Origin of the sequence: Mariniflexile litorale (assembly GCF_031128465.2) — a bacterium.
Taxonomy (GTDB): Bacteria; Bacteroidota; Bacteroidia; order Flavobacteriales; family Flavobacteriaceae; genus Mariniflexile; species Mariniflexile litorale.
Genome location: NZ_CP155618.1, coordinates 844,030 through 866,346, shown reverse-complemented (window position 1 = coordinate 866,346; position 22,317 = coordinate 844,030). Strand labels below are relative to the sequence as shown.

Sequence of the window (22,317 nt, the reverse complement as noted above, 5' to 3'; positions counted from 1 at the left end):
GAAAAAGATAAAACTTTTATATCATTTTTTAACCACATCGTTCACGAGCTAATAATGTGTTTTTTAATAACATAGCAATGGTCATAGGACCAACACCACCAGGAACGGGTGTAATATAACTAGCTTTTTTGCTTACACTTTCAAAATGCACATCGCCTGCAAGTCTGTATCCGTTGGCTTTGGTTGCATCTGGAACCCGGGTAATACCCACGTCGATAATCACAACATCATCTTTAACCATATCTCCAGTTAAAAATTCTGAAATACCAATAGCGGCAACAATGATATCCGCTTTTTTTGTTATTTCTGTTAAGTTTTTTGAACGGCTATGAACCACTGTTACAGTAGCATCGCCTGCTTTTCGCTTTTGACTCATTAAGATACTCATAGGGCGTCCCACTATATGACTTCTTCCCATCACCACGACATTCTTGCCTGATGTTTCAACTTGGTAGCGTTCTAATAATTCAAGAATTCCATAGGGTGTTGCAGGTAAAAAAGTAGGCAAATCTAAAGCCATTTTTCCAACGTTAGTTGGATGAAATCCATCTACATCTTTATCGGGATGGACTGCCATTAAAACCTTTTGCTCATCTATATGTTTTGGTAGAGGTAATTGAACTATGAACCCATCAATTGCATCGTTGGTATTGAGTTCATTTATTTTAGATAATAATTCTTCTTCTGACGTATAATCGGGTAAGTCTATTAAAGTTGATTTGAAGCCTATTTTTTCGCACGCTTTTACTTTGGCGTTTACATAAGTCATACTTGCACCATCGGTTCCAACAAGAATTGCTGCAAGATGAGGTACTTTCTCTCCATTAGAAATCATGGCAGTTACATGTACTGCAATTTCATCTTTAATATCGTTACTTACTTTTTTACCGTCTAAAATAGTCATTTTGTTATTTTATTTATTCGTTACGAATTTACGAATATGATTTTTTTTCATTTAAAACATCAACTACACACTAAGTTAACGCATTCCTTTCATCATCTGCATCATTTTTTTGCCACCACCACCTTGCATCGTTTTCATCATTTTACTCATTTGATCAAATTGTTTTAGCAATTGGTTTACCGCTTGTACCGAAGTACCAGAACCTTTACCTATACGTTGTTTTCTACTCGCATTTATAACCGATGGATTGCTTCGTTCTTTTGGTGTCATAGAATGTATGATGGCTTCAATGCCTTTAAAAGCATCATCATCAATATCTATGTTTTTTAACATTTTTCCAGCGCCAGGAATCATACCCATAAGGTCTTTCATGTTCCCCATTTTTTTAATCTGCTGAATTTGTTTTAAGAAATCGTCGAACCCAAATTGGTTTTTGGCTATTTTCTTTTGGAGTTTACGTGCTTCTTCTTCATCAAATTGCTCTTGGGCACGTTCTACCAACGAAACAACATCTCCCATACCCAAAATACGGTCTGCCATACGTGACGGATAGAACACATCAATAGCTTCCATTTTCTCACCTGTACCAATAAACTTAATAGGTTTGTTTACAACCGATTTAATAGAAATTGCAGCTCCACCACGGGTATCTCCATCTAATTTAGTAAGAATAACACCATCAAAATTCAAGACATCATTAAAGGCTTTTGCTGTATTTACAGCATCTTGCCCTGTCATAGAATCTACCACAAAAAGGGTTTCTTGTGGTTGAATGGCTTTATGAATATTCGATATTTCGGACATCATCACCTCATCAACAGCCAAACGACCTGCCGTATCTATAATAACGACGTTATAACCATTGGCTTTCGCATGTGCGATACCTGCTTTTGAAATAGCTACAGGATCAGTGTTGCCTCTATCACTAAATACCTCAACACCTATTTGGTCTCCAACTACATGTAACTGATCTATCGCTGCTGGTCTGTAAACATCACATGCAACTAATAAAGGCTTTTTTGATTTTTTAGTTTTAAGGTAATTTGCTAACTTCCCCGAAAAGGTTGTTTTACCAGAACCTTGTAAACCAGACATTAAAATAACACTCGGGTTACCCGAAAGGTTAATACCTTCAGCATCGCCACCCATAAGTTCGGTTAGTTCGTCTTTAACAATTTTAACCATTAATTGTCCTGGTTGTAATGTTGTTAAAACGTTTTGACCAAGAGCTTTGTCTTTAACTCTTACGGTAAAGTCTTTTGCTATTTTAAAGTTAACATCGGCATCTAATAAAGCACGACGTACTTCTTTTAAAGTTTCGGCTACATTTACTTCGGTAATACTTCCGTGCCCTTTAAGTACATGAAAGGCTTTATCTAATTTATCGCTTAAATTATTAAACATAATTTTTATTGAAATTTTAAGAATTGCAAAGTTAATGATTTGAAGCGTATTATTGACCTTGAATTTTATAAAAAAGACACTTGCTTAAGGGCGTTTTACTTTTTTAAGAAAACCCTCTTTCTGAGCTAAGGATAGTAGTGCAAAGACCACTGCAGGGTATGAGTGAAGATTTATAAGGATAGAGGCGAAAAGTATCTAACTTAAAAACTCAGGGTTAAATTATTTATAGTTTAATGCTGTTTTCAAAATATAGCTAAAAATTAATTTGCGACTCATATTTGAGTTGTTGAATTAGAAAACTTAAATAGATTATGCTATTATTAGGTTTTGTTATTCCTCACCCCGTATATATGGTTGATTATTTCTATAACAAATAAAAAATCCCGATAATTTTTATCGGGATTTTTTAATTTATTTAACCATGGTATTTACTCAAAAAGTACTTTATTTCTTCATAACGCGCACATTCATTTCCTCAATTTTCTTGTCAGAAAGTAGGGAAGGAGCACCAAATAATAAATCTTCACTAGTCCCTGTTTTTGGGAACGCCATCACTTCACGTATCGATGCTTTTTTCTCTAAAATCATCATCAAACGATCAACGCCCCAAGCAATACCCCCGTGTGGCGGTGCACCATAATGGAAGGCTTTATACATGGTGCCCACACTTTTCAGCATCTCTTCTTTATTGTACCCCATGTTTTTATAGGTCGCTTCTAAAATTTCAGGTTTGTGTGCACGCACCGAACCACCACCAATTTCGTAACCGTTTAATATTAAGTCATACTGTTGGGCAATAATGCTTCCTATTTCCTCTTCTTTGCCATTCATGTGTTTGTCTAAATCAACAACGGCAGGCATTGAAAATGGGTTGTGGGTAAAGGTCCAACGGCCTTCATCTGTTTTTTCAAACATCGGGAAATCGACTACCCAGGCAGGGCGTAATTCTTTAGGGTTGATTAATTTCAACATCGCACCTAATTCTTGACGCACCGCATCTAAAGCTTTATTTGCTGTGGCGTAATCGGCAGCTGAGAAAAATACGATATCACCCACTTGTGCGTTGGTGGCTTTAATAATGCCAGCAGCTATATCTTTACCTAAAAATTTAATGATAGGCGATTGTAAATCGTTTTCATTTACAATAATATAAGCCAAACCACCCAAACCGTGTTGTTGTGCAATCGCTGTTAATTTTTCAATTTGCCCTTTAGACATACGTTTGCTGCCTTGTTCTTCGGCCGATACTTTAATACATTTTACAATACCGCCTTCTTCAATAGGTTTACTAAATACTTGGAAGGTGGTATCTTTTACAATATTTGTAATGTCTTGAAGTTTTAAGCCGAAACGTAAATCGGGTCTATCACAACCATAAAATGCCATGGCATCTTGATAGGTAATGATTTCAAACGGACGCAATATCCATTTGTTACCATATATTTTGTTTACCACTTCATTAAACATGTTGGTGTTTAAATCGATGATTTGTTGCATACTCGCATAGGCAACTTCAATATCTAATTGGGTAAATTCTGGTTGACGGTCGCCACGAGAATCTTCATCTCTAAAACAACGTGCAATTTGGAAATACTTTTCATAACCACTTACCATCAACATTTGTTTAAACTGTTGAGGTGCTTGTGGCAAGGTGTAAAATGCACCTGCTTGTTTACGTGTTGGTACAATGAATTCACGTGCGCCTTCATCGGTTCCTGCACTTAAAATAGGCGTTTCAATTTCTAAAAAGTCTTCATTATCTAAAATGTCACGCAGTAATTTAATCACCTTGTGGCGGTTAACAATCACGCGACGTACATCGTCATTTCTATGGTCTAAATACTTGTATTGAAAACGGGTGTTCTCGTTGGTTTTAGTTGCACGTTTTATTTCGAAAGGCAGCGTTCTTGATAGGTTTAAAATATCTAAATCGGTAGCTTCTAATTCTATTTTTCCAGTTCGTAAAGCGGTGTTGTAATCGTCTTCTTTACGTTGAACAATGGTTCCTGACACGGTAATAACCGATTCTGGCTTTAGTTTTACTAGTTCGTCTAAATTAGGGAAGGATTCTCTACTTAAACGCACTTGAAAAATTTCGGTACTTGAATCACGTAAATCGATAAATATCAATTCACCATGATCGCGCACACTAGAGACCCAACCTGCAAATGTGACTGTTTCTGAAATATTAGCTTCAGAAATAGCGGTAATCACATGGGTTCTGTACTCTTCTTTGATGATGATCGGAATTTGCGGTAATACTTCTTCCTGTGTTTTAGAAGTTTGTTGTTGAGGTGTTTGTTGTTTAGTTGCTTCAGAAGAACTTTCAACTTTTAACTCTGAACTTTGCAACTGATTTAAAATCCCTTCGCGAATCACTTTTCCCGAAGCGCCTTTACCAATAATCGCGATGATTTTTCCAACTAAAATACCTGCTTTTCCTTGGTTTCCAGCTTTAATCTCGTTGGCTGTTGCTTCATTTTCTGAAATGACTTTAGCAATCGCATCGTAAATTTTTTCTTCGGAAATGGTGTTGGCTTCAAAATAGGTTTTATAATCAAACGAAGCATCGGCTAACAATGATTTAATCGCATTTTGAACCAATACAACCGTTACTTTTTCTTCTTTGAAACCTTTAAAAATTTCAATAAAGTCTTGAATATTTTGAATTTGAGCGTATTCCTCAGGTTTTATATTATTTGATAATGTTTTCGCCACAAACGACGCATCGTTCAATTCATTATGAATCGCAACGAAGGTTTCTGAACGTAATGAATCCGCAGTAAAAAATTTGGCATCCTGTGGTAACACACCACCGTTTATCAAAATAGATTCTACTGCAAACGGAAGGGTTCTTGTGTCTACTGTAATAGCAGCAACGGCGTCTTTTATGTTTACAAACGGTAGATCGGGCTCGGATATGAAACGGTAATCGGCTTCAAATTCCTTTTTACGCATGGTTTTGGTTTGCTTTAAATCGGCATCCCATAAAACCGTGGTTTGGTCGGGTCTAAACTCTTTATGCTCTATAAAATAGTTGAGTTGCTTTTCAACTTCTTCCTTCAACGCATCGACCATAAACTTAAACGAGTTCAAGTTTTTAATCTCGGTTCGCGGATTTAAATCGTAAGTATGTTTTTTGCGAAGTGATACCGAAACATCCGATTTAAATTCTCCTTTTTCAAGATTGGCTTCTGATATTTTTAAATTTTGAACAATACGTTGGATGTACTGTGCATAGGTAGAAGCATCTTCTATATGTCGGATGCAAGGTTCGGTAACAATTTCAATTAAAGGCACACCGGCTTTATTAAAATCGACTAACGAAACGGTTTTTTCGTGCATCAATTTAGCGGCATCCTCTTCAATATGCACTTGTGTTAAATTAACCGTAAACTGAGATCCATCATTACGGAAACAAGATACTTGTCCGTCAGGAATCACTGGGTTGTGAAACTGCGTAATTTGAATATTTTTCGGGTTGTCTGGGTATTCATAATGCTTTCTGTCCCAAGAAATCACTTCATTTTCAAAAGTCGATTTTACTGCTTTTCCAAAATAAATAGCCTTCGTAATTGCTTCTTTATTTAGAGCAGGCAAAACGCCCATTTGCCCTGTACAAACCGAACAGATGTTTTGGTTTGGAGTTTCTATTTCTTGATTCGGACAAGAACAAAATAATTTGGTTTTAGTATTTAACCGAACATGTGTTTCCAGTCCGATAACCAATTCTAACTCGTGCGCTTTTAATGCAGCATCTAATTGCTCTAAATCCATTATAATGTGTCTTTTAAGAAGTTAGCAAACTTCAAAACAAGTTCGTCGTTATTTTTAGCGGCTGTAATTTGTAAGCCAGTTTCTGTGCCTTGTGGTGCGGTTAGCGTGGGTAATTGCCCTAAGCTAAAACCAACCGTATAGGCATCACTTAAATACATCGCGTGTGGATCTTTTAAGCTATCTCCAATTTTTGGAGGTGTGCTGGGTGTTACCGGAGATAAAATGATATCAACCTCTTTAAAATCATTTTCAAAATTGGCTGAAATAGAATCTCGTAATGCCAAGCCTTTTAAATAAATTTCATCTGAAAATCCTTGAGATAACACTTGATTGCCACCAACAATACGACGTTTGGTTTCTTCTGAAAAATTCTCCGAACGCGTTACTGCATAAGATTCTTTTAAGTTTTTATCTTCAATTCTGTTGCCATAATTACTACCATCCAAGCGTGATAGATTGGAAGCCGTTTCAGCCATTGCCAAAGTATAGTAGGTAGAAACCAAAATATCCGATTTAAAGAAATCCAGTTCTTTTACTTCAATGCCTTTGGCTTTTATTTTTTCAATAGTTGCTAAAAAGTCGTCTTTTATTTTTGGGTCAATCGCTTCACTTTCAATGAAATTTTTGAAATATCCAATGGTTTTAATATCTCTTGAATTAGAAATATTTTCTTCGCTTATTTCTGTGGAAGCGTAGGTCGTTTGATCTTTACCGTCTTTACCACTCATCACATTCAACACAATCCGAATATCTTCAACCGATTTTGCAATAGGCCCAACACAATCGGTAGATGATGCATACGCCATCAAACCAAAACGCGAAATACGTCCGTAAGTCGGTTTTAAACCATACACGTTATTGTAACCTGCCGGTTGGCGTACGGAACCTCCTGTATCACCACCTATAGAAAATACCGTATAATCTTTAGCTACATTTACCGCAGAGCCACCACTAGAGCCACCACCCACTAAATCGGGGTTGATCGCATTTTTTACAGCACCAAAAATGGTATTTTCACTAGAAGAGCCATGACCAAAACTATCGCAGTTTTCTTTTACTAAAGGAATAGCTCCCGCATCCAATAATTTTTGAATGGCTGTTGCTGTGTATGCCGATTTGTAATTTTTAAGTAAATCAGAACTCGCCGTTGTGTATGTACCTTGTACCATGTACACATCTTTAATGCCAAACGGAATACCTTCCAATAAGCCAATTGTTTCTCCATTGGCTATTTTGGCATCTACTTTGGCAGCTAATTCTAGCGCCAACGTATCCAATAAAGAGTTTACGGTGTTGTTGGTATTTGTTTTTAAGGCATCTAATCTTTCTTGAATTAAAGTGGTACAAGAAATGTCTTTGTTCACCAATTGTTGATGAAGTTGTTTTATTTGAGAATCCATAATTATTCTTCTATCACTTTAGAAACTACCAAATAACCATTCTTTGATTTTGGAAAATTTTCGATAATGATTTGTTTCTCGATGGCAGAACTTTCAATGACCACATCGTCTCTTAAATCGTTTAACGACACGCCATTATTATGATTATCATTAAAAGAGTTGTTATTTGTAGGTTGTGCATTTTTAATCACATCAAATAATTTATTCACCGCCTCACTGGGTTGTGCTCCTTTAATACTCGACAATACGTCGACCGTCATAATTTTACTCATGTCTTTTGTTTATTAACTAGTTAAACTTTTAAGCTGGTAAAATTACGAAAGTTTTCATGGAGTTTGGTGCTTAAAACACTGAAACTTTAATAGCTTGTCATCTTTTAAACAACCCTTTATTTTAATTACATTATTGATACTTTTAAGCATATATGAATGAAAATTTCATCAAAACCAACCTTTAAATAGTTTCTCCATTCTTTTTAAGAGGGTAGGTTTTTGGTTTGTATGCAGTGCTTTTTGGACGTTTTTTGGAATCCATCCAAAAAGCTGTATATTAATTAAAACCATATTAGGATGTTTGTCAATTTTTAGATGTTTGTAAAAAATATCTTTGTACACATTTGAAGATGGTTTTATTAAAATAGTACCATGTAAATATGGAAGGGATACTTTTATTACTCACTCACACCAATGTATTATCATCCATTGTTTAAATCCGTATTATGCACCTGCGCATATTCATAAATAGGCACTGGCAAAAAGGCATGTTTTCAACCGGCATTTACAGGTTATTGATGGCTTAAAAGTAGTTTCCTTCGACACTTCTTCGACATTCCTTCGGGAATCCTTCGAGAAAACCCTTATTTTACGAAGGATTCTCGAACAATCCTCGAAGGAATGTCGAACAAGATATTTCGGGAATTTGTGCATTTCATCGATTTTTATGAGAATTTCGCTTTATTTTCGCACATAATAGTTGAGGAATGCGCGTTGTTTTTATGTGTGTTGGTTATAGTAATGCAACGCTTTTGTAAAGTTGTTTAATACTAAAATAAAAGTGTTTAAAAGTCTGTTCAGAGGTGTAAGAACTTGTGAGGTGCTTTCTGAATTTAAACTAACTAAATGATACGCATATATAGTTTAGTGTCCAATAATTTGACTGGATCCCATTTTTATTTAAACACAACGATGAGACTTGATCCATTTTTTGTGAAGATGGTATGATATGTAAAGGTACCATTCACATCAAAACATCGCTTTATAACGACTTTTTAGTTTTTGCTTTTTTTAAAATTATTAAAAAGTGATAAAATGAATTTTAAGGCACTTTTTAAGCGATTTAAGACACTTTTGAGTAATTAACAAATGTTGATAATTATGTGTTTCATTTGATGAAATGCTTTTTAAAGGAGTGATAATTTCGTATATTTGTTTGTATTCAGAAGGATGCAAAAGCGCATCTTTTTTTGTGTAACAAAAAATAGAAACAAACAATATTAAATATCAATATGAGCGAACCAAAAGAAGAGTTTAATAAGCATAATTATTCGGCAGATAGTATTCAGGCATTGGAAGGTATGGAGCATGTACGCATGCGCCCCTCGATGTATATTGGAGATGTTGGCACCAGAGGGTTACATCATTTAGTGTATGAAGTTGTAGATAACTCGATTGATGAGGCATTGGCTGGCCATTGTAATAACATCACCGTTATTATTAATGAAGATAACTCGATTACCACCGAAGATGATGGACGTGGTATTCCTGTAGATTTACATAAAAAGGAGGGCGTATCTGCACTTCAAGTTGTAATGACTAAAATTGGAGCAGGTGGAAAATTTGATAAAGATTCGTATAAAGTATCTGGTGGTTTACATGGTGTTGGTGTAAGTTGTGTGAATGCTTTATCAGAACATTTGCGTGCTACCGTTTACAGAGATGGTAAAGTTTATGAACAAGAATATGAGCGTGGTAAAGCCATGTATCCTGTTAAAGAAATTGGTGAAACTGATAAAAGAGGTACCACTGTTACTTTTAAGCCAGACCAAACAATATTTACCCAAACAGTAGAGTATAGTTATGATACTTTGGCTAGCAGATTACGTGAGCTAGCTTATCTAAATAAAGGGATAACGATTCATTTAGTTGATAAAAGAGGGAAAAAAGAAGATGGTACTTTTGAAGGAGAAACGTTTCATTCTACGGAAGGACTTAAAGAATTTATCAAGTTTTTAGATGGAAACAGAGAGCCTTTAATGAAAGATGTTATTGCGTTTGAAGGTGAGAAAAACGGAGTTCCTGTTGAAGTTGCGATGGTTTATAATACCTCGTATGCGGAAAACTTACATTCATATGTAAATAACATTAATACACATGAAGGAGGGACACATTTGTCTGGTTTCCGTCGTGGGTTAACACATACGCTCAAAAAGTATGCAGATGAATCTGGTTTACTTAAAAATTTAAAATTCGAAATTGCTGGTGATGATTTCCGCGAAGGATTAACAGCGATCATTTCGGTAAAAGTTCAAGAACCACAATTCGAGGGACAAACAAAAACCAAATTAGGTAATCGTGAAGTATCGGCTTCAGTAAGTCAGGCGGTATCTGAAATGCTAACCGATTACTTAGAAGAACATCCAGACGATGCTAAAATCATTGTTCAAAAAGTAATATTAGCGGCACAAGCGCGTCATGCAGCTCAAAAAGCACGTGAAATGGTACAGCGTAAAACCGTTATGAGTATTGGTGGTTTGCCTGGTAAATTAAGTGACTGTTCAGAGCAAGACCCTACAAAATGTGAAGTATTTCTTGTAGAGGGAGATTCGGCAGGTGGAACGGCGAAGCAAGGTCGTGATCGTGCATTTCAGGCTATTTTGCCTTTAAGAGGTAAAATTTTGAATGTAGAGAAAGCCATGGTTCACAAGGTTTTTGAAAACGAAGAGATTAAAAACATATTCACCGCTTTAGGGGTTACTATTGGAACTGAAGAAGATAGTAAAGCTTTAAACCTTTCAAAATTACGTTACCATAAAGTAGTTATTATGTGTGATGCGGATATTGATGGTAGTCACATTGCTACTTTAATATTAACGTTCTTTTTTAGATATATGAAAGAGTTAATAGAAAACGGACATATATATATTGCTACCCCTCCTTTATACCTTGTTAAAAAAGGTCAAAAGAAAGAATATGCTTGGAGTGATGTGGAGCGTGATAGAATTGCAGATGATTTTGGAGGTAGCGTAAGCATTCAACGTTATAAAGGTCTTGGAGAGATGAACGCTGAACAACTTTGGGATACTACTATGAACCCTGAATTTAGAACCATGCGTTTAGTTCAAATAGAAAATGGAACTGAAGCTGACAGAATCTTCTCTATGCTTATGGGTGATGAAGTCCCACCACGTAGAGAGTTTATTGAAAAGAATGCTGTTTATGCTAAAATTGATGCTTAAGTAATTCTGTTTAAAATTTTTTAAAAGAAAGCCATGATATATTTAATATCATGGCTTTTTATATTTTTATAAAATATAAAATCAAGTGTATATAATAAAATACTTTGTGTTATGATGAATAAACTTAAAAACCGTCTCATATTCCTAATTGTATTAGTGTTGTTTTTTGTTAGGTGTGGTACGATGAAATCAGAGGCAGTGGTTAATAATCAAATTAAAGTAGAGCTTTTACGTGAACCTTATTTGCAAAATTCGTTTGCGGATAGTATTAGTATTTTATGGAAAACGAATGCTGGTGAAAAATCTTTTGTGAAATATGGGAAAACAAAAGACTTAAATAGTACAAGTTATAGCGTTGCAGAAAAGGATGGCGATTTTTTAAGACATACAGTTACTTTAAAAGGTTTAGATAGGGGAGAGAAATATTTCTATGCTATTTATTCAGATGATCAATTATTGGCTTCTGGTGATGATTATTATTTTAGAGTAGAGCCTTTAGATAAAAATAGTAAGTTTTCATTTTATGCGATGGGTGATATTGGAGAACCTGTAGAAAAAGGAGGGTTTCCGCAAATTACAAGCTATCAAATTAATAGTTTAAAGGAAAAACCAAATTTCGGAATAGGTTTGGGTGATATTATTTATCCTGATGGAGAAAGTCTGTATGCCGATGAATATTTGTTTAAACCCATGGAAGCAATTTTGAGAAATATTCCATTTTATCCAGCTTTAGGAAATCATGATTGGAAAACAGATCCCGATCTTAATTTTGAGAAAGAATGGAAATTGCCAAATAATGAGCATTATTATTCTTATGATTATGGTAATGCGCACTTTATAGCTTTAGATACTAGAAACGGCGAGTTGTTTGATGTTGAAAATCAAGTTAAATGGTTTGAAAACGATTTAATTCAAGTCCAAGGGAAACACGATTGGATTTTTGTGTATTTCCATCATAATGGAAGAACTTGTACCTATAAAAAAGATGAAAAGGCAGTTATAGCTTTGTATCCGTTGTTTTCAAAATATAATGTAGATGTGGTGCTAAATGGGCATGCACATACTTATGAAAGGCTTCATCCATATGATTCTAATGGAAATGTTCTTGAAAAACATCGCGCTAATACTGATGCATATCCAGAAATTTCAAATGGCTTTATTCAAATTACTACAGGAGCAGGGGGAAAACTTAATAAAAATTGGCAACCCCAAATCCCAGGAGAGTGTGATAAAAATGTTGTGGCAGCAGTGGCGCATACAGGACATTTTTCTTTGTTAACGGTAGAAGGTAAAAAGCTGCATTTACAAGCCATTTCAACTATTGGAGGTGTCGTGTTAGATTCTTTTACAATGAATAAAAATTAATATTTCAATAGGATTTGATTAAAAATCAAATCCTATTGAAAATTGCCACACACGATTTTTTGGGTTGCCTTCGTCATAAACGTTGCCTAATCCTAAATGGTATCTAACGCCTAATGAAACACCAGATTCAGTTTTAAAACCAGTACCAAAGTTTACGCCCCAGTCAAAACTTTGAGGGTCGAATTCTTGTGAGGTGTCAAACAAACCGAAACTGCTATCAAACTCTTCTTTGTGAGAGACTGCTAATCCAACTTGGGGACCAACTTCTAAAAAGAATGCTTCATCAGGATAAAGTTTTAGCATTAATGGAAGATTGACGTAATCTAATTTTTGCGTGAAAGTTCCGCTGTTATCCTTTAATTCATAACCTTGTTGCGAGTAAAGCAATTCTACTTGTAACGCGACACTTTCCGATAAAAACGATTCACCATAAAAACCGATATGAAAAGAGTGTCTTTGTCCGGTTTCTGTTTCGCCATCAAAACTTACGGCAGCTAAATTGTAACCACCTTTTAGTCCTGCGTTCGATTTATTTGTTTGTGCATTTGAAGTTAATGCGATAGTAAATATGAATAAGATTTTAAAGATTGTTTTCATTTTGATAATTTGTTTTGGTTATACCATAGTTATTTACCGCCATTTGCCTGTAAATCGGCAATACATTGAGCGTCTAGTTGAGGTGCTGTGTTCGATCCCATTAAGTTGCTTAAATCAGAACCGCTTTCGGCAGCCCAATACATAAGGCAACTTTCAATATTACAATGCTTAGCGTGTTCGGTATCTTCATGATTATTAACCATAGTTGTTCCTAAGTTTGTAAGACCTAAAATATGACCCAATTCATGGGTTATTACCGTAGTTTCTAAAACAGTTCGATTCGGTTCAAAAGCACTGTTACTTAAATCTTGAATGGTTGCTTCATAAATTACAAATGAGGTGTTTCTATAGGCTGTTCCTAAAACAATTCCGGAATTGGTGTTGTTTTCAGATTCACCATCGGCAAAAAAAGCCCAAACAGCTACTTGATTGCTTGTATTGTATTTAGAGCGATTGGCATCTTCTATGTCTATAATTTCTTGATTGGAATAAGGAGCATTTCCTGGAGAAGGAATGGCTCTCTTTTCAACAGTAATCCCATTTGGTTTAAATGTTCTAGAATTTAAAAAATTCACAAAATTACTAATGCTATTTTGGCTAGGTTCAAACCCTTCAACATATACTAGTTCAATTACCATACTTTTAAAAGTGGTATCTGATAACAAATCGTTTGAAGAGCTTCCTGTCCCTTTTTGATTTGCTAATTTTATGTTTGAATTATTAACTTCGGTAGTATCTTCTTTTGAGCAAGAAACCAAAAAGCCGAGAATCACTAGTAATGTTATTATTTTTTTCATCTGTTCCTGTTTGTTTTTTTTAGGTCGCATGCATGCAACTTGTAGATGTTTTGGTTGGTTCCAATTTAATTTTAATATGCATTTCATAATCTGTTTTTAAAAGAAGCAGCTGCTAGTTTCCCAACAGCCGCTTCATCAGAGAGATAATAGCAATGGATCAACCAAAAATCAAGTAGGTTTTTAAATTTTAGACAAAACTAATGTTGCTGCAGCATTCGTTGTGCTTTTTAATGAAATGGATGTGTTACTAAAACTAGTTACTTCCCATTTACTATTTAGCAAGTTAAAAGTAGCATTTCCTGCAAAAGTTAGGTTTAAATATACTTCCGTTTCAGATGTAACTTTATAAGTACCTTCAATATTGTTTGCTAGTGTATTCACTTTGTCTTTGGCTACACACGATAAATCGTTTGCGAAATCAATAGTATAATTGGCATAATCTGAAGTTTTATTTATACCTGTATTTATAAAGGATTGCACTTTAAAGCTTCCGTTAATTAAAATAGTTTCTAAGTTATTTGCTTGAGTTTCTGCTTCTGCTTCAGTATCTTCAATACCTAAACAGTCATTAATACTAGCTTTTAAATCTAAATCGCTTGTAAGTGTTACCGTTGTGCTATCTGACAACGTAGCAGTTATAGGATAGTTTACTGCGAATAATTGAGTGTTGTCCATATTATTTACATACGCATATAATTGTTGTTCGGTTTCGATAACCACACTACCTGTTTGCTCAAAATTTAAACTATAGGTTAAAATGGTTATGGGAAAATCAATATCTAGACAAGAAATGGCATCTTTACCAGTTGCTTCAGCAGTTTCACAAGCATCAATAATAGCATTGAATTCGCTTTGGTTTGCAACTACAACTTCGGTATAATTACTTAATCGAACACTTAAAGGGAATTGTAGTGTTACAGTGTCGTTATCGTTAGTGAATTCACCTAAAATGTTTAAAACAACTTGGTAGTCAGACTGCGATATAATACTTACTTGTGTGCCATTTACCGTTGCAACAACTGGTAATAATATAGAAGAACAAGAGGTGCCATCTAAAAAGTCGTCAAAACTACCATCATACATAGAGGTGCGTTCTAGGTTACTTGCTGTTTCAGATTCAGAATTATTTGTGTTTGGGTTTTGTCCGTTTTCACTATCAATTTCATCTTGACACGATGTAAAAGTTAATAATGCTGTTAAAACTAAACTTGTAATAAATTTTAAATTTTTCATGATAATAATTTTTTGGGTTATAATATTTTCTTTTTCATAGCGATTCTTTTCGCCTTTGTTTTAGTAAGACAACTACATTTTATTTTACCCTACCTAAATTTAAAAATTATTTGTAAATTTAAGAATGTAACTGTTAAAATGGAAAAAGTCAAAAGGATGATTATAATTATTTTTAAAATTTTATAAACGCAATCTTGTTCCATAATTATTTACTTGTGTTATCTTACATCATTTAGACAACTTAAAATATTTTTACCCTACTTTTGTGGTTTTTTTATTTTAAAGGCATAAAAAGACCTATATAAATGGATGCGAATAAACTTTGTGAGGAAACTTATTTTAATACTTTTTATTTGGAACATATACAATCGGCTAGCAATTTTGCCTATTATAAATGTGGAGATAAAGATGGTGCTTTAGATTTTGTGCAGGATGCATTTTCTAAAATTTGGGAGAATTGTTCTAAAATAGATTTTACAAAAGCCAAAACCTATTTATTTACTACCATTAATAATTTGTTTTTAAATACCATAAAACATAATAAGGTAGTTTTAGAATATGCAAAAGCGTCACCTTATTTAGATAGAACAAATGAAAGTCCCGAATATATTTTAGAGGAAGAAGAGTTTAAAAAGAAGCTTCAAAACGCCATTTCACTATTAACCGATGCACAACGCGAAGTGTTTTTATTAAATAGAATCGAAGGTAAAAAATATAGAGAAATAGCCGATTTATTAGATATTTCTCAGAAGGCTGTAGAAAAAAGAATGTCTGGAGCTTTAAAAATTTTACGAGAACATATCGAAAATATTTAAAGTCAGGTAGGGTAAATATATTTTAAGTTGTCTTAAAGTTGAAGTGATAAAAAATGAAAAACGTAAATAACATATTAAAGTGGTTTGATAATGAGCTTAATGAGGAGCAAATTCAAGATTTAAAACGATCTGAAAATATTGAAACTCTAGAGAAAATAGCTTTTTATGCCAAACAAATGCAAGCGCCTGAAGTAGATGTGCAAAAAGCGTTGTTAGATTTTAGAGAAAGAAAGCTTACAAAGAATGAAGCTAAAGTGATACCGCTTAATTTTAAAATGTTTATGAAAATAGCTGCTGTTTTCTTGGTGATGCTTACATCTTCATATTTTTTGTTTTTTAATAATAATATGACTTTTGAAACGCAAGTAGCTCAAAACCAAGTATTAACATTACCTGATAATTCAGAAGTGATTTTAAATGCTAAATCAAAATTAAAGTATAATAAAAAAACTTGGAAAGATAAACGGAATCTTCAATTAGATGGGGAAGCCTTTTTTAAAGTAAGTAAAGGAAAAAAGTTTACTGTAACAACCAATGTTGGAACAGTTCAGGTTTTAGGTACACAATTTAATGTTAAAGAACGGGATAACTATTTTGAAGTACAATGTTATGAGGGTTTAGTAAGTGTTACTTTTAATGATGAAACGGTTAAATTACCCAAGGGTAAATCGTTTAGAGTTGTAAATGGTGCTATTGAATCGGTTAAAGCGTTTAATGCAGAAAATCCATCTTGGATGCAAGCAGAGACTAGTTTTGATAAGATTCCGTTAAGTCAAGTTATAGCTGAATTTCAAAGACAATACGAATTAAAAGTAACCTTAATAGGTGTAGATGCTTCTCAATTATTCACTGGAGCCTTTACCCATAAAGACCAAAATATTGCTTTGCAATCAATCACTATTCCTTTAAAATTGAGTTATAAAATAGAAGGTAATCAAGTTACGTTGTATAAATATGAAAAATAGCAGAAGCGTTATTTATATAGTTCTATGTATTGTTAATGTCTGTTTTTCTCAAAATAATTCGAATAAAAAACCGCTGACAGAAATAATAGAAACAGTGGAACAAAAGTTTGATCTCAAGTTTTCATATGCTTTTGATGATCTTTCTAGTGTATTTATTGAACAACCAAACCCTGAATTTAACCTAGAGGAAACCATCGAGTATCTTAATTCTAAAACCCTATTAAATTTTAAAATTTTGAATAATAGATATGTTACTGTTTCTGTTATAGAGAAAACTATTTCTATCTGTGGTTTTGTGTTTGCTTCGGAAAATAATGACCCTTTATTTGGTGCTTCAGTTGTTGTGAATGATAGCAGAAAAGGAGTGATTACAAACGATAAAGGAAAATTTCAGCTAAATGAAGTGCCTCTAAATGCGATGATTACTATTTCGTATCTCGGGTTTAAAAGTCAAGAATTAAATGCAAAATATCTTTTTTCAGAAATTAATAATTGCAAACAAATTGTCTTGGTTGAAAATAAAGAAGCGTTAAATGAAGTACTCATAACTAAATTCCTAACTACAGGTTTTCAAAAGTTGTTAGACGGAAGTACGGTTTTAAATACAAAAGCCTTTGGTATTTTGCCAGGTTTAACAGATCCCGATATTTTACAATCCATACAAGTGCTTCCTGGAGTTGAAAGCACGAATGAAAGTATTGCAAATATTAATGTGAGAGGAGGTACGAACGACCAAAACCTCATGCTTTGGGATGGTATTAAAATGTATCATTCAGGACATTTTTTTGGATTGATTTCGGCTTACAATCCGAACCTAACCAATAAAGTTGTGGTATCTAAAAATGGTACAAGTAGTGAGTATAGTGATGGTGTTTCCAGTACCATAAATATGTTTACTAAAAATGAATTATCAGGAAATTTTTCTGGCGGAGCAGGAGCAAACTTAATAAGTGCTGATGTTTTTTTAGAAATTCCTATCAACAAAAAATTAGAGTTTCATGTTTCTGGACGAAGATCCATAACCGATGGTTTTAATACACCAACTTACGACAATTATTTTGATAGAAGTTTTCAGGATAGTGATATAAAAACCAACAGTGAGACTATAGAAAACCAAACCACAACATCCAATTTTGTGTTTTATGATTATACGGCTAAAGTGTTATTCAATCTAAACAAACAACATAAGTTTAGAGCCAATGTAATTAGCATCGATAATAATTTAGAGTATTATGAACGTATTGCTAATGCAAACGAAACAACATCTAAATCAAGCAATTTAACCCAAAATAATTTAGGGTTTGGCGGACATTGGATGGCTAACTGGAATTCTAAATTAAGCTCTCAATTTTCAGCCTATTATTCAAAGTATAACGTAGATGCAAATGATTATAGAATTGAATCGGATCAGTTATTAACTCAAGCTAATGAAGTGTTAGAAACCGGTTTTAAATTAAACACTTATTATGAAGTGTCTGACTTTTTAACGGTTTTAAACGGATATCAGTTTAATGAAACAGGTATTCTTAATGAAACTACAGTTACAAAACCTTCGTACGATAAAACTAAAAAAGATGTATTGTTAAATCACGCACTTTACACGCAAGCAGAATATAATAAAGGCACTACTTTTTTTAGAATAGGTGTGAGAGCTAATTATTTTCAAAAGTTTGAAAAGTTGTTAATAGAGCCTCGGTTGAATGTAAGACAGAAGCTATCGAATCAATTCGCTTTAAAATGGGAAGGCGAGTTTAAAAATCAATCTGCAACACAAATAATTGATTTTCAAGACGATTTTTTAGGTGTTGAAAACCGACGATGGATTTTGGCTAATGAAAAATCGATACCAATTTCAGAAAGCAAACAAGGCTCATTTGGGTTCGAGTTCAATCAAAATAATTTAAATATTGACGCTTCGGGGTTTTATAAAACAGTGGAAGGTATTACAGCTAGTAATCAAGGGTTTTATAATAATTTTCAATACAATAATGCTATTGGTAATTACACCGTAAAGGGCTTAGAGTTTTTAGCAAATAAAACAGCCAATAATTATAGTACTTGGCTAAGTTATACCTATTCAATTAACGATTACAAATTTGAAACCTTTACACCTTCAGCCTTTCCAAATAATGTAGATATTAGACATTCTGTTTCTATTGGTTTTAATTACGATATTTTAGAGAATTTAAAAATATCGGTTGGGGGTATTTGGCGCTCTGGACAGCCTTATACATCGCCAGTTGTTGGGAATGAAACTGTAGAATCAGGAAATGTAACTTATGTTAATTACGATGCGCCCAATAGTAAGAATCTCGATGAATTTAAACGTTTAGATGCGTCTTTAAGTTATAAATTCAACATTTATCAATTAGTAAATGCCTCTTTAAAAATTGGGGTCATTAATATCACCAATACTAAAAATATAATAAATCGTTATTATAAAGTAAACCCAAACGATTCTAATACGGCCATTCAAATAAATAATACGTCATTAGGCTTAACACCTAATGTGAGTTTTAGGGTTGATTTTTAGTAATTTAAAATAAGAATTATCGTTAAAAGATATTTTTTACCATATAAATATCTATTTAATTTTATGTATATGTTTAATTTAAAATTTAAAAGAATGAAAAGGATAATTATATTGATGTTGTTGTGTTTTTCAACAATTTTTTCACAAGCTCAAGATATTGATGCACTTTTAGTAGCAGGCGTAAAAAATGCGGAACGTTTTGCTAACGATTATTTAAAACCAGGAACAAATGGTTTAATACATAGTATGAATGCCAACTGGTTTAATACAGCCGAAGCAAAGCCATTGGGAGGTTTCGAAATTTCAGTAATAGCTAATGCTGCAACTATTAAAAAAGAACATAAATCTTTTTTAATGAATATAGCAGATTATAACAGCGATCCAGATCAAGATTTTACGATAGAATTTGCAGATGGGATGGCTTCAAAAAAAGTGGCTTCTGCATTTGGAGAAAACAATCCAGATGTAAATATTATTGTCAAGTATGATGATCCTCTTTTACCAGGAGAACAACAAGAAACAATTACTTTACCTAGTGGAATAGGTTCGCAAACGGCTAATTTGTTACCAACAGCTTTTATCCAAGGAGCCTTGGGACTAAGCAAAGGCATAGAAATAAAAGCACGTTTCGTTCCTAAAATTAATACGGAAGACATTGATTTCAGTATGTATGGAGCGGGTTTACAAGTTGAATTCACAAAATGGTTGCCTGCGGATAAATTATTACCTGTAGCTGTTTCTGGTTTGGTAGCGTATACACATTTAGATGGATCATATGATTTGACAGATTCTTCGGGTATTAATGGTGATAATCAAAGACTTGAAAATGATACGAATACTTGGTTATTTCAGTTAATAGCTTCTACTAAATTACCTGTAATTAATTTTTATGGAGGTATTGGTTATATCAAAGGAAAATCAGAATCCGATTTATTAGGAACATATATTGTATCGAATGGGCCTTTGTTTTCTCAGACGATTACTAATCCTTTCTCGGTTTCAAGTGAAGTTTCATCGGTAAGAGGAACCATTGGAACAAAATTAAAATTAGGCTTTTTTAGATTAAATGCTGAATATCATTTAGCTGAATTTAATGCCTTTTCAGTGGGTATAAATTTTGGATTTAGATGATTTTTTGAATTTTAAATAAAATCTAAGAATTTGAAAATTTCTAAATATATAATTGTTTAGTTTTAGTAAGTTTTAAAAATGTTTAGTTAATTAAAAAGTGCAAGATTTAATATCGTACTTTTTTTATTTAGTGTATTTTAATTCGTAATTTAGCATGCTTAAAAGCATTTAAATTAACCTTTTGTAATATGTGAATACATAATTTCATATTTCAAAAGGAAAAATATCAGAAGTATATTAAAAAAATTATTAAAAACTAAAAAATGAAAATAACAGTAGTAGGTGCAGGAGCAGTAGGCGCAAGTTGTGCAGAATATATTGCCATTAAAAATTTCGCTTCAGAAGTTGTTTTATTAGACATTAAAGAAGGCTATGCAGAAGGTAAAGCTATGGATTTAATGCAAACAGCTTCATTAAATGGTTTTGATACTAAAATAACAGGTGTCACAAACGATTATAGCAAAACAGCTAATAGTGATGTGTGTGTAATAACTTCTGGGATTCCACGTAAACCAGGAATGACTCGCGAAGAATTAATTGGTATTAATGCAGGAATTGTTAAAGCTGTTTCTTCAAGCTTAATTGAACATTCGCCAAAAACTATTGTTATAGTAGTGAGTAACCCAATGGATACGATGGCTTATTTAGTACATAAGTCTACTAACTTACCAAAAAACAGAATTATTGGTATGGGTGGGGCTTTAGATTCAGCACGTTTTAAATACAGATTAGCAGAAGCTTTGGGTGGTCCAATTAGCGATGTAGATGGTATGGTAATTGGTGGTCATAGTGATACGGGTATGATTCCTTTAACACGTTTAGCTACTAGAAATGGCGTGTCAGTTTCTGAATTTTTAAGTGAAGACAGATTAAACCAAGTAAAAGAAGATACTAAAGTTGGTGGTGCTACATTAACCAAATTATTAGGTACCTCTGCTTGGTATGCTCCTGGAGCAGCTGTGTCTGGAATGGTTCAAGCCATTGTTTGCGATACTAAAAAAGTTTTTCCATGTTCTGCTCTATTAGAAGGCGAATATGGTTTTAGTGATATTTGTCTTGGTGTACCAGTAATTTTAGGAAAAAATGGTATTGAAGAAATTATTACTATCACTTTGAATGATGCTGAAAAAGCAAACATGGCAGAAAGTGCTAAAGGTGTTAAAGCGGTTAACGATTTATTGTAATACATAAAGTATTTAAAGTTATAAGAGTACTAAAGTGTCTAAAGTTGTATTTAAACTACAATTTTAGACACTTTTAACTTTAAATACTTTAAGCATTTATAATTTTAATATCATATATTTGGCGCATGAAGGCAAAATGGTGCGTTAGCACTTTGATTTTTATATTTACGTTGTTAGGTGTTGTTAGTCACCAACAAGATCCTGTGCCTAATCAAGAAATTGTTTTGCAGTTTGCCCACCTAGAAGCCTCATCTCATCAAGCTCAAAATACCATTACCATTGTTAAAGACCAATTACAAACGATTGGTGTTTATAATATTAAAGTAGAGGAACAAAAAGATGGAAGTTATATCATCTCTTATTATAGCGAGACTGATGTGGCCCATGTTAAGAAAATCTTTTCAGAAACAAAAGAATTGGTATTAGGTAGCGTATCTTCTCATAAAGAAGAAAATCCACCTAAATCACCAACTGAAAAACAATCTACCACATACAATTTAGATGTATTTGAGATACAAAAACAGAAAATAGATAATGGTTTTGGTGGTAAATGTGCTTTAGAGTTAAAATTTGATTACAACCGATTTTTCATTCCTATTGCGTCTGTTCCTGCTCAAGAAATAGATATAAAAAGTATAGAGCGTCTTGAAAAAGAGATTTATAAATTCCGAAAAAACAGTGCTATTGGAATAGATAATACGCCACATAAAATTCCCGAAGTTAGAGCAGGACCTAGCTGTTAAAGAGAATCTTTCTCA

At 33.4% G+C, this 22,317-nt stretch carries 16 protein-coding genes; 8 read left to right on the top strand and 8 right to left on the bottom strand.

Annotated features, from left to right (window positions below; translation table 11 throughout):
- Nucleotides 1–28: 28 nt before the first annotated feature.
- The 5 genes from QLS71_RS03420 to QLS71_RS03400 form a co-directional block, all read right to left on the bottom strand.
- The gene (locus QLS71_RS03420; RefSeq protein WP_308990514.1) at nt 29–904 is read right to left on the bottom strand and encodes a tetrahydrofolate dehydrogenase/cyclohydrolase catalytic domain-containing protein; all 876 of its coding nucleotides are present in this window, start codon (nt 902–904) and stop codon (nt 29–31) included.
- A gap of 75 nt (nt 905–979) precedes the next feature.
- On the bottom strand, nt 980–2,308 hold the full coding sequence (gene ffh, locus QLS71_RS03415) for a signal recognition particle protein (protein ID WP_308990513.1): 1,329 nt from the start codon (nt 2,306–2,308) through the stop codon (nt 980–982).
- Nucleotides 2,309–2,752: 444 nt separating this feature from the next.
- The gene (gene gatB/aspS / locus QLS71_RS03410; RefSeq protein WP_308990512.1) at nt 2,753–6,085 is read right to left on the bottom strand and encodes a bifunctional amidotransferase subunit GatB/aspartate--tRNA ligase AspS; all 3,333 of its coding nucleotides are present in this window, start codon (nt 6,083–6,085) and stop codon (nt 2,753–2,755) included.
- Nucleotides 6,085–7,485, bottom strand: coding sequence for an amidase family protein (locus QLS71_RS03405; protein WP_308990511.1), 1,401 nt, complete (start codon nt 7,483–7,485; stop codon nt 6,085–6,087). The genes gatB/aspS and QLS71_RS03405 overlap by 1 nt, the downstream gene beginning before the upstream one ends.
- Before the next feature lie 2 nt (nt 7,486–7,487).
- Complete coding sequence (locus tag QLS71_RS03400) at nt 7,488–7,757, bottom strand: hypothetical protein (RefSeq protein ID WP_308990510.1); 270 nt, start codon at nt 7,755–7,757, stop codon at nt 7,488–7,490.
- A gap of 1,232 nt (nt 7,758–8,989) precedes the next feature.
- On the opposite strand from QLS71_RS03400, the gene gyrB reads away from it, so the two are divergent.
- The gene (gene gyrB, locus QLS71_RS03395) at nt 8,990–10,939 is read left to right on the top strand and encodes a DNA topoisomerase (ATP-hydrolyzing) subunit B (protein WP_308990509.1); all 1,950 of its coding nucleotides are present in this window, start codon (nt 8,990–8,992) and stop codon (nt 10,937–10,939) included.
- Nucleotides 10,940–11,122: 183 nt separating this feature from the next.
- Nucleotides 11,123–12,304 carry a metallophosphoesterase family protein gene (locus QLS71_RS03390; protein ID WP_348636603.1) on the top strand — a complete coding sequence of 394 codons (1,182 nt, stop codon included), beginning with the start codon at nt 11,123–11,125 and terminating at the stop codon, nt 12,302–12,304.
- A gap of 18 nt (nt 12,305–12,322) precedes the next feature.
- Here the strand turns inward: QLS71_RS03390 and QLS71_RS03385 are convergent, their stop codons facing one another.
- From QLS71_RS03385 to QLS71_RS03375, 3 genes are all read right to left on the bottom strand, one after another.
- Nucleotides 12,323–12,901, bottom strand: coding sequence for a porin family protein (locus tag QLS71_RS03385; protein WP_308990507.1), 579 nt, complete (start codon nt 12,899–12,901; stop codon nt 12,323–12,325).
- A 29-nt stretch (nt 12,902–12,930) separates the two neighbouring features.
- Nucleotides 12,931–13,698 (bottom strand): membrane metalloprotease, encoded by a 768-nt coding sequence (locus QLS71_RS03380; RefSeq protein ID WP_308990506.1) that lies wholly within the window; start codon nt 13,696–13,698, stop codon nt 12,931–12,933.
- A gap of 180 nt (nt 13,699–13,878) precedes the next feature.
- Nucleotides 13,879–14,931 carry a hypothetical protein gene (locus tag QLS71_RS03375; protein ID WP_308990505.1) on the bottom strand — a complete coding sequence of 351 codons (1,053 nt, stop codon included), beginning with the start codon at nt 14,929–14,931 and terminating at the stop codon, nt 13,879–13,881.
- 305 nt (nt 14,932–15,236) lie between these two features.
- Here QLS71_RS03375 and QLS71_RS03370 point away from each other — a divergent pair, with 305 nt between their 5' ends.
- The 6 genes from QLS71_RS03370 (at nt 15,237) to QLS71_RS03345 (ending at nt 22,302) form a co-directional block, all read left to right on the top strand.
- Nucleotides 15,237–15,746 (top strand): sigma-70 family RNA polymerase sigma factor, encoded by a 510-nt coding sequence (locus QLS71_RS03370; RefSeq protein WP_308990504.1) that lies wholly within the window; start codon nt 15,237–15,239, stop codon nt 15,744–15,746.
- A gap of 53 nt (nt 15,747–15,799) precedes the next feature.
- Nucleotides 15,800–16,711, top strand: coding sequence for a FecR domain-containing protein (locus tag QLS71_RS03365; protein WP_308990503.1), 912 nt, complete (start codon nt 15,800–15,802; stop codon nt 16,709–16,711).
- On the top strand, nt 16,701–19,244 hold the full coding sequence (locus QLS71_RS03360) for a carboxypeptidase-like regulatory domain-containing protein (RefSeq protein WP_308990502.1): 2,544 nt from the start codon (nt 16,701–16,703) through the stop codon (nt 19,242–19,244). Before QLS71_RS03365 ends, QLS71_RS03360 begins: the two co-directional genes overlap by 11 nt.
- A gap of 93 nt (nt 19,245–19,337) precedes the next feature.
- Nucleotides 19,338–20,375: a DUF6588 family protein gene (locus tag QLS71_RS03355; protein ID WP_308990501.1), complete on the top strand. Its 1,038-nt coding sequence runs from the start codon at nt 19,338–19,340 to the stop codon at nt 20,373–20,375.
- 263 nt (nt 20,376–20,638) lie between these two features.
- Complete coding sequence (gene mdh / locus QLS71_RS03350) at nt 20,639–21,559, top strand: malate dehydrogenase (protein WP_308990500.1); 921 nt, start codon at nt 20,639–20,641, stop codon at nt 21,557–21,559.
- Nucleotides 21,560–21,711: 152 nt separating this feature from the next.
- Nucleotides 21,712–22,302 (top strand): hypothetical protein, encoded by a 591-nt coding sequence (locus QLS71_RS03345; RefSeq protein ID WP_308990499.1) that lies wholly within the window; start codon nt 21,712–21,714, stop codon nt 22,300–22,302.
- The last annotated feature ends 15 nt before the right edge of the window (nt 22,303–22,317 follow it).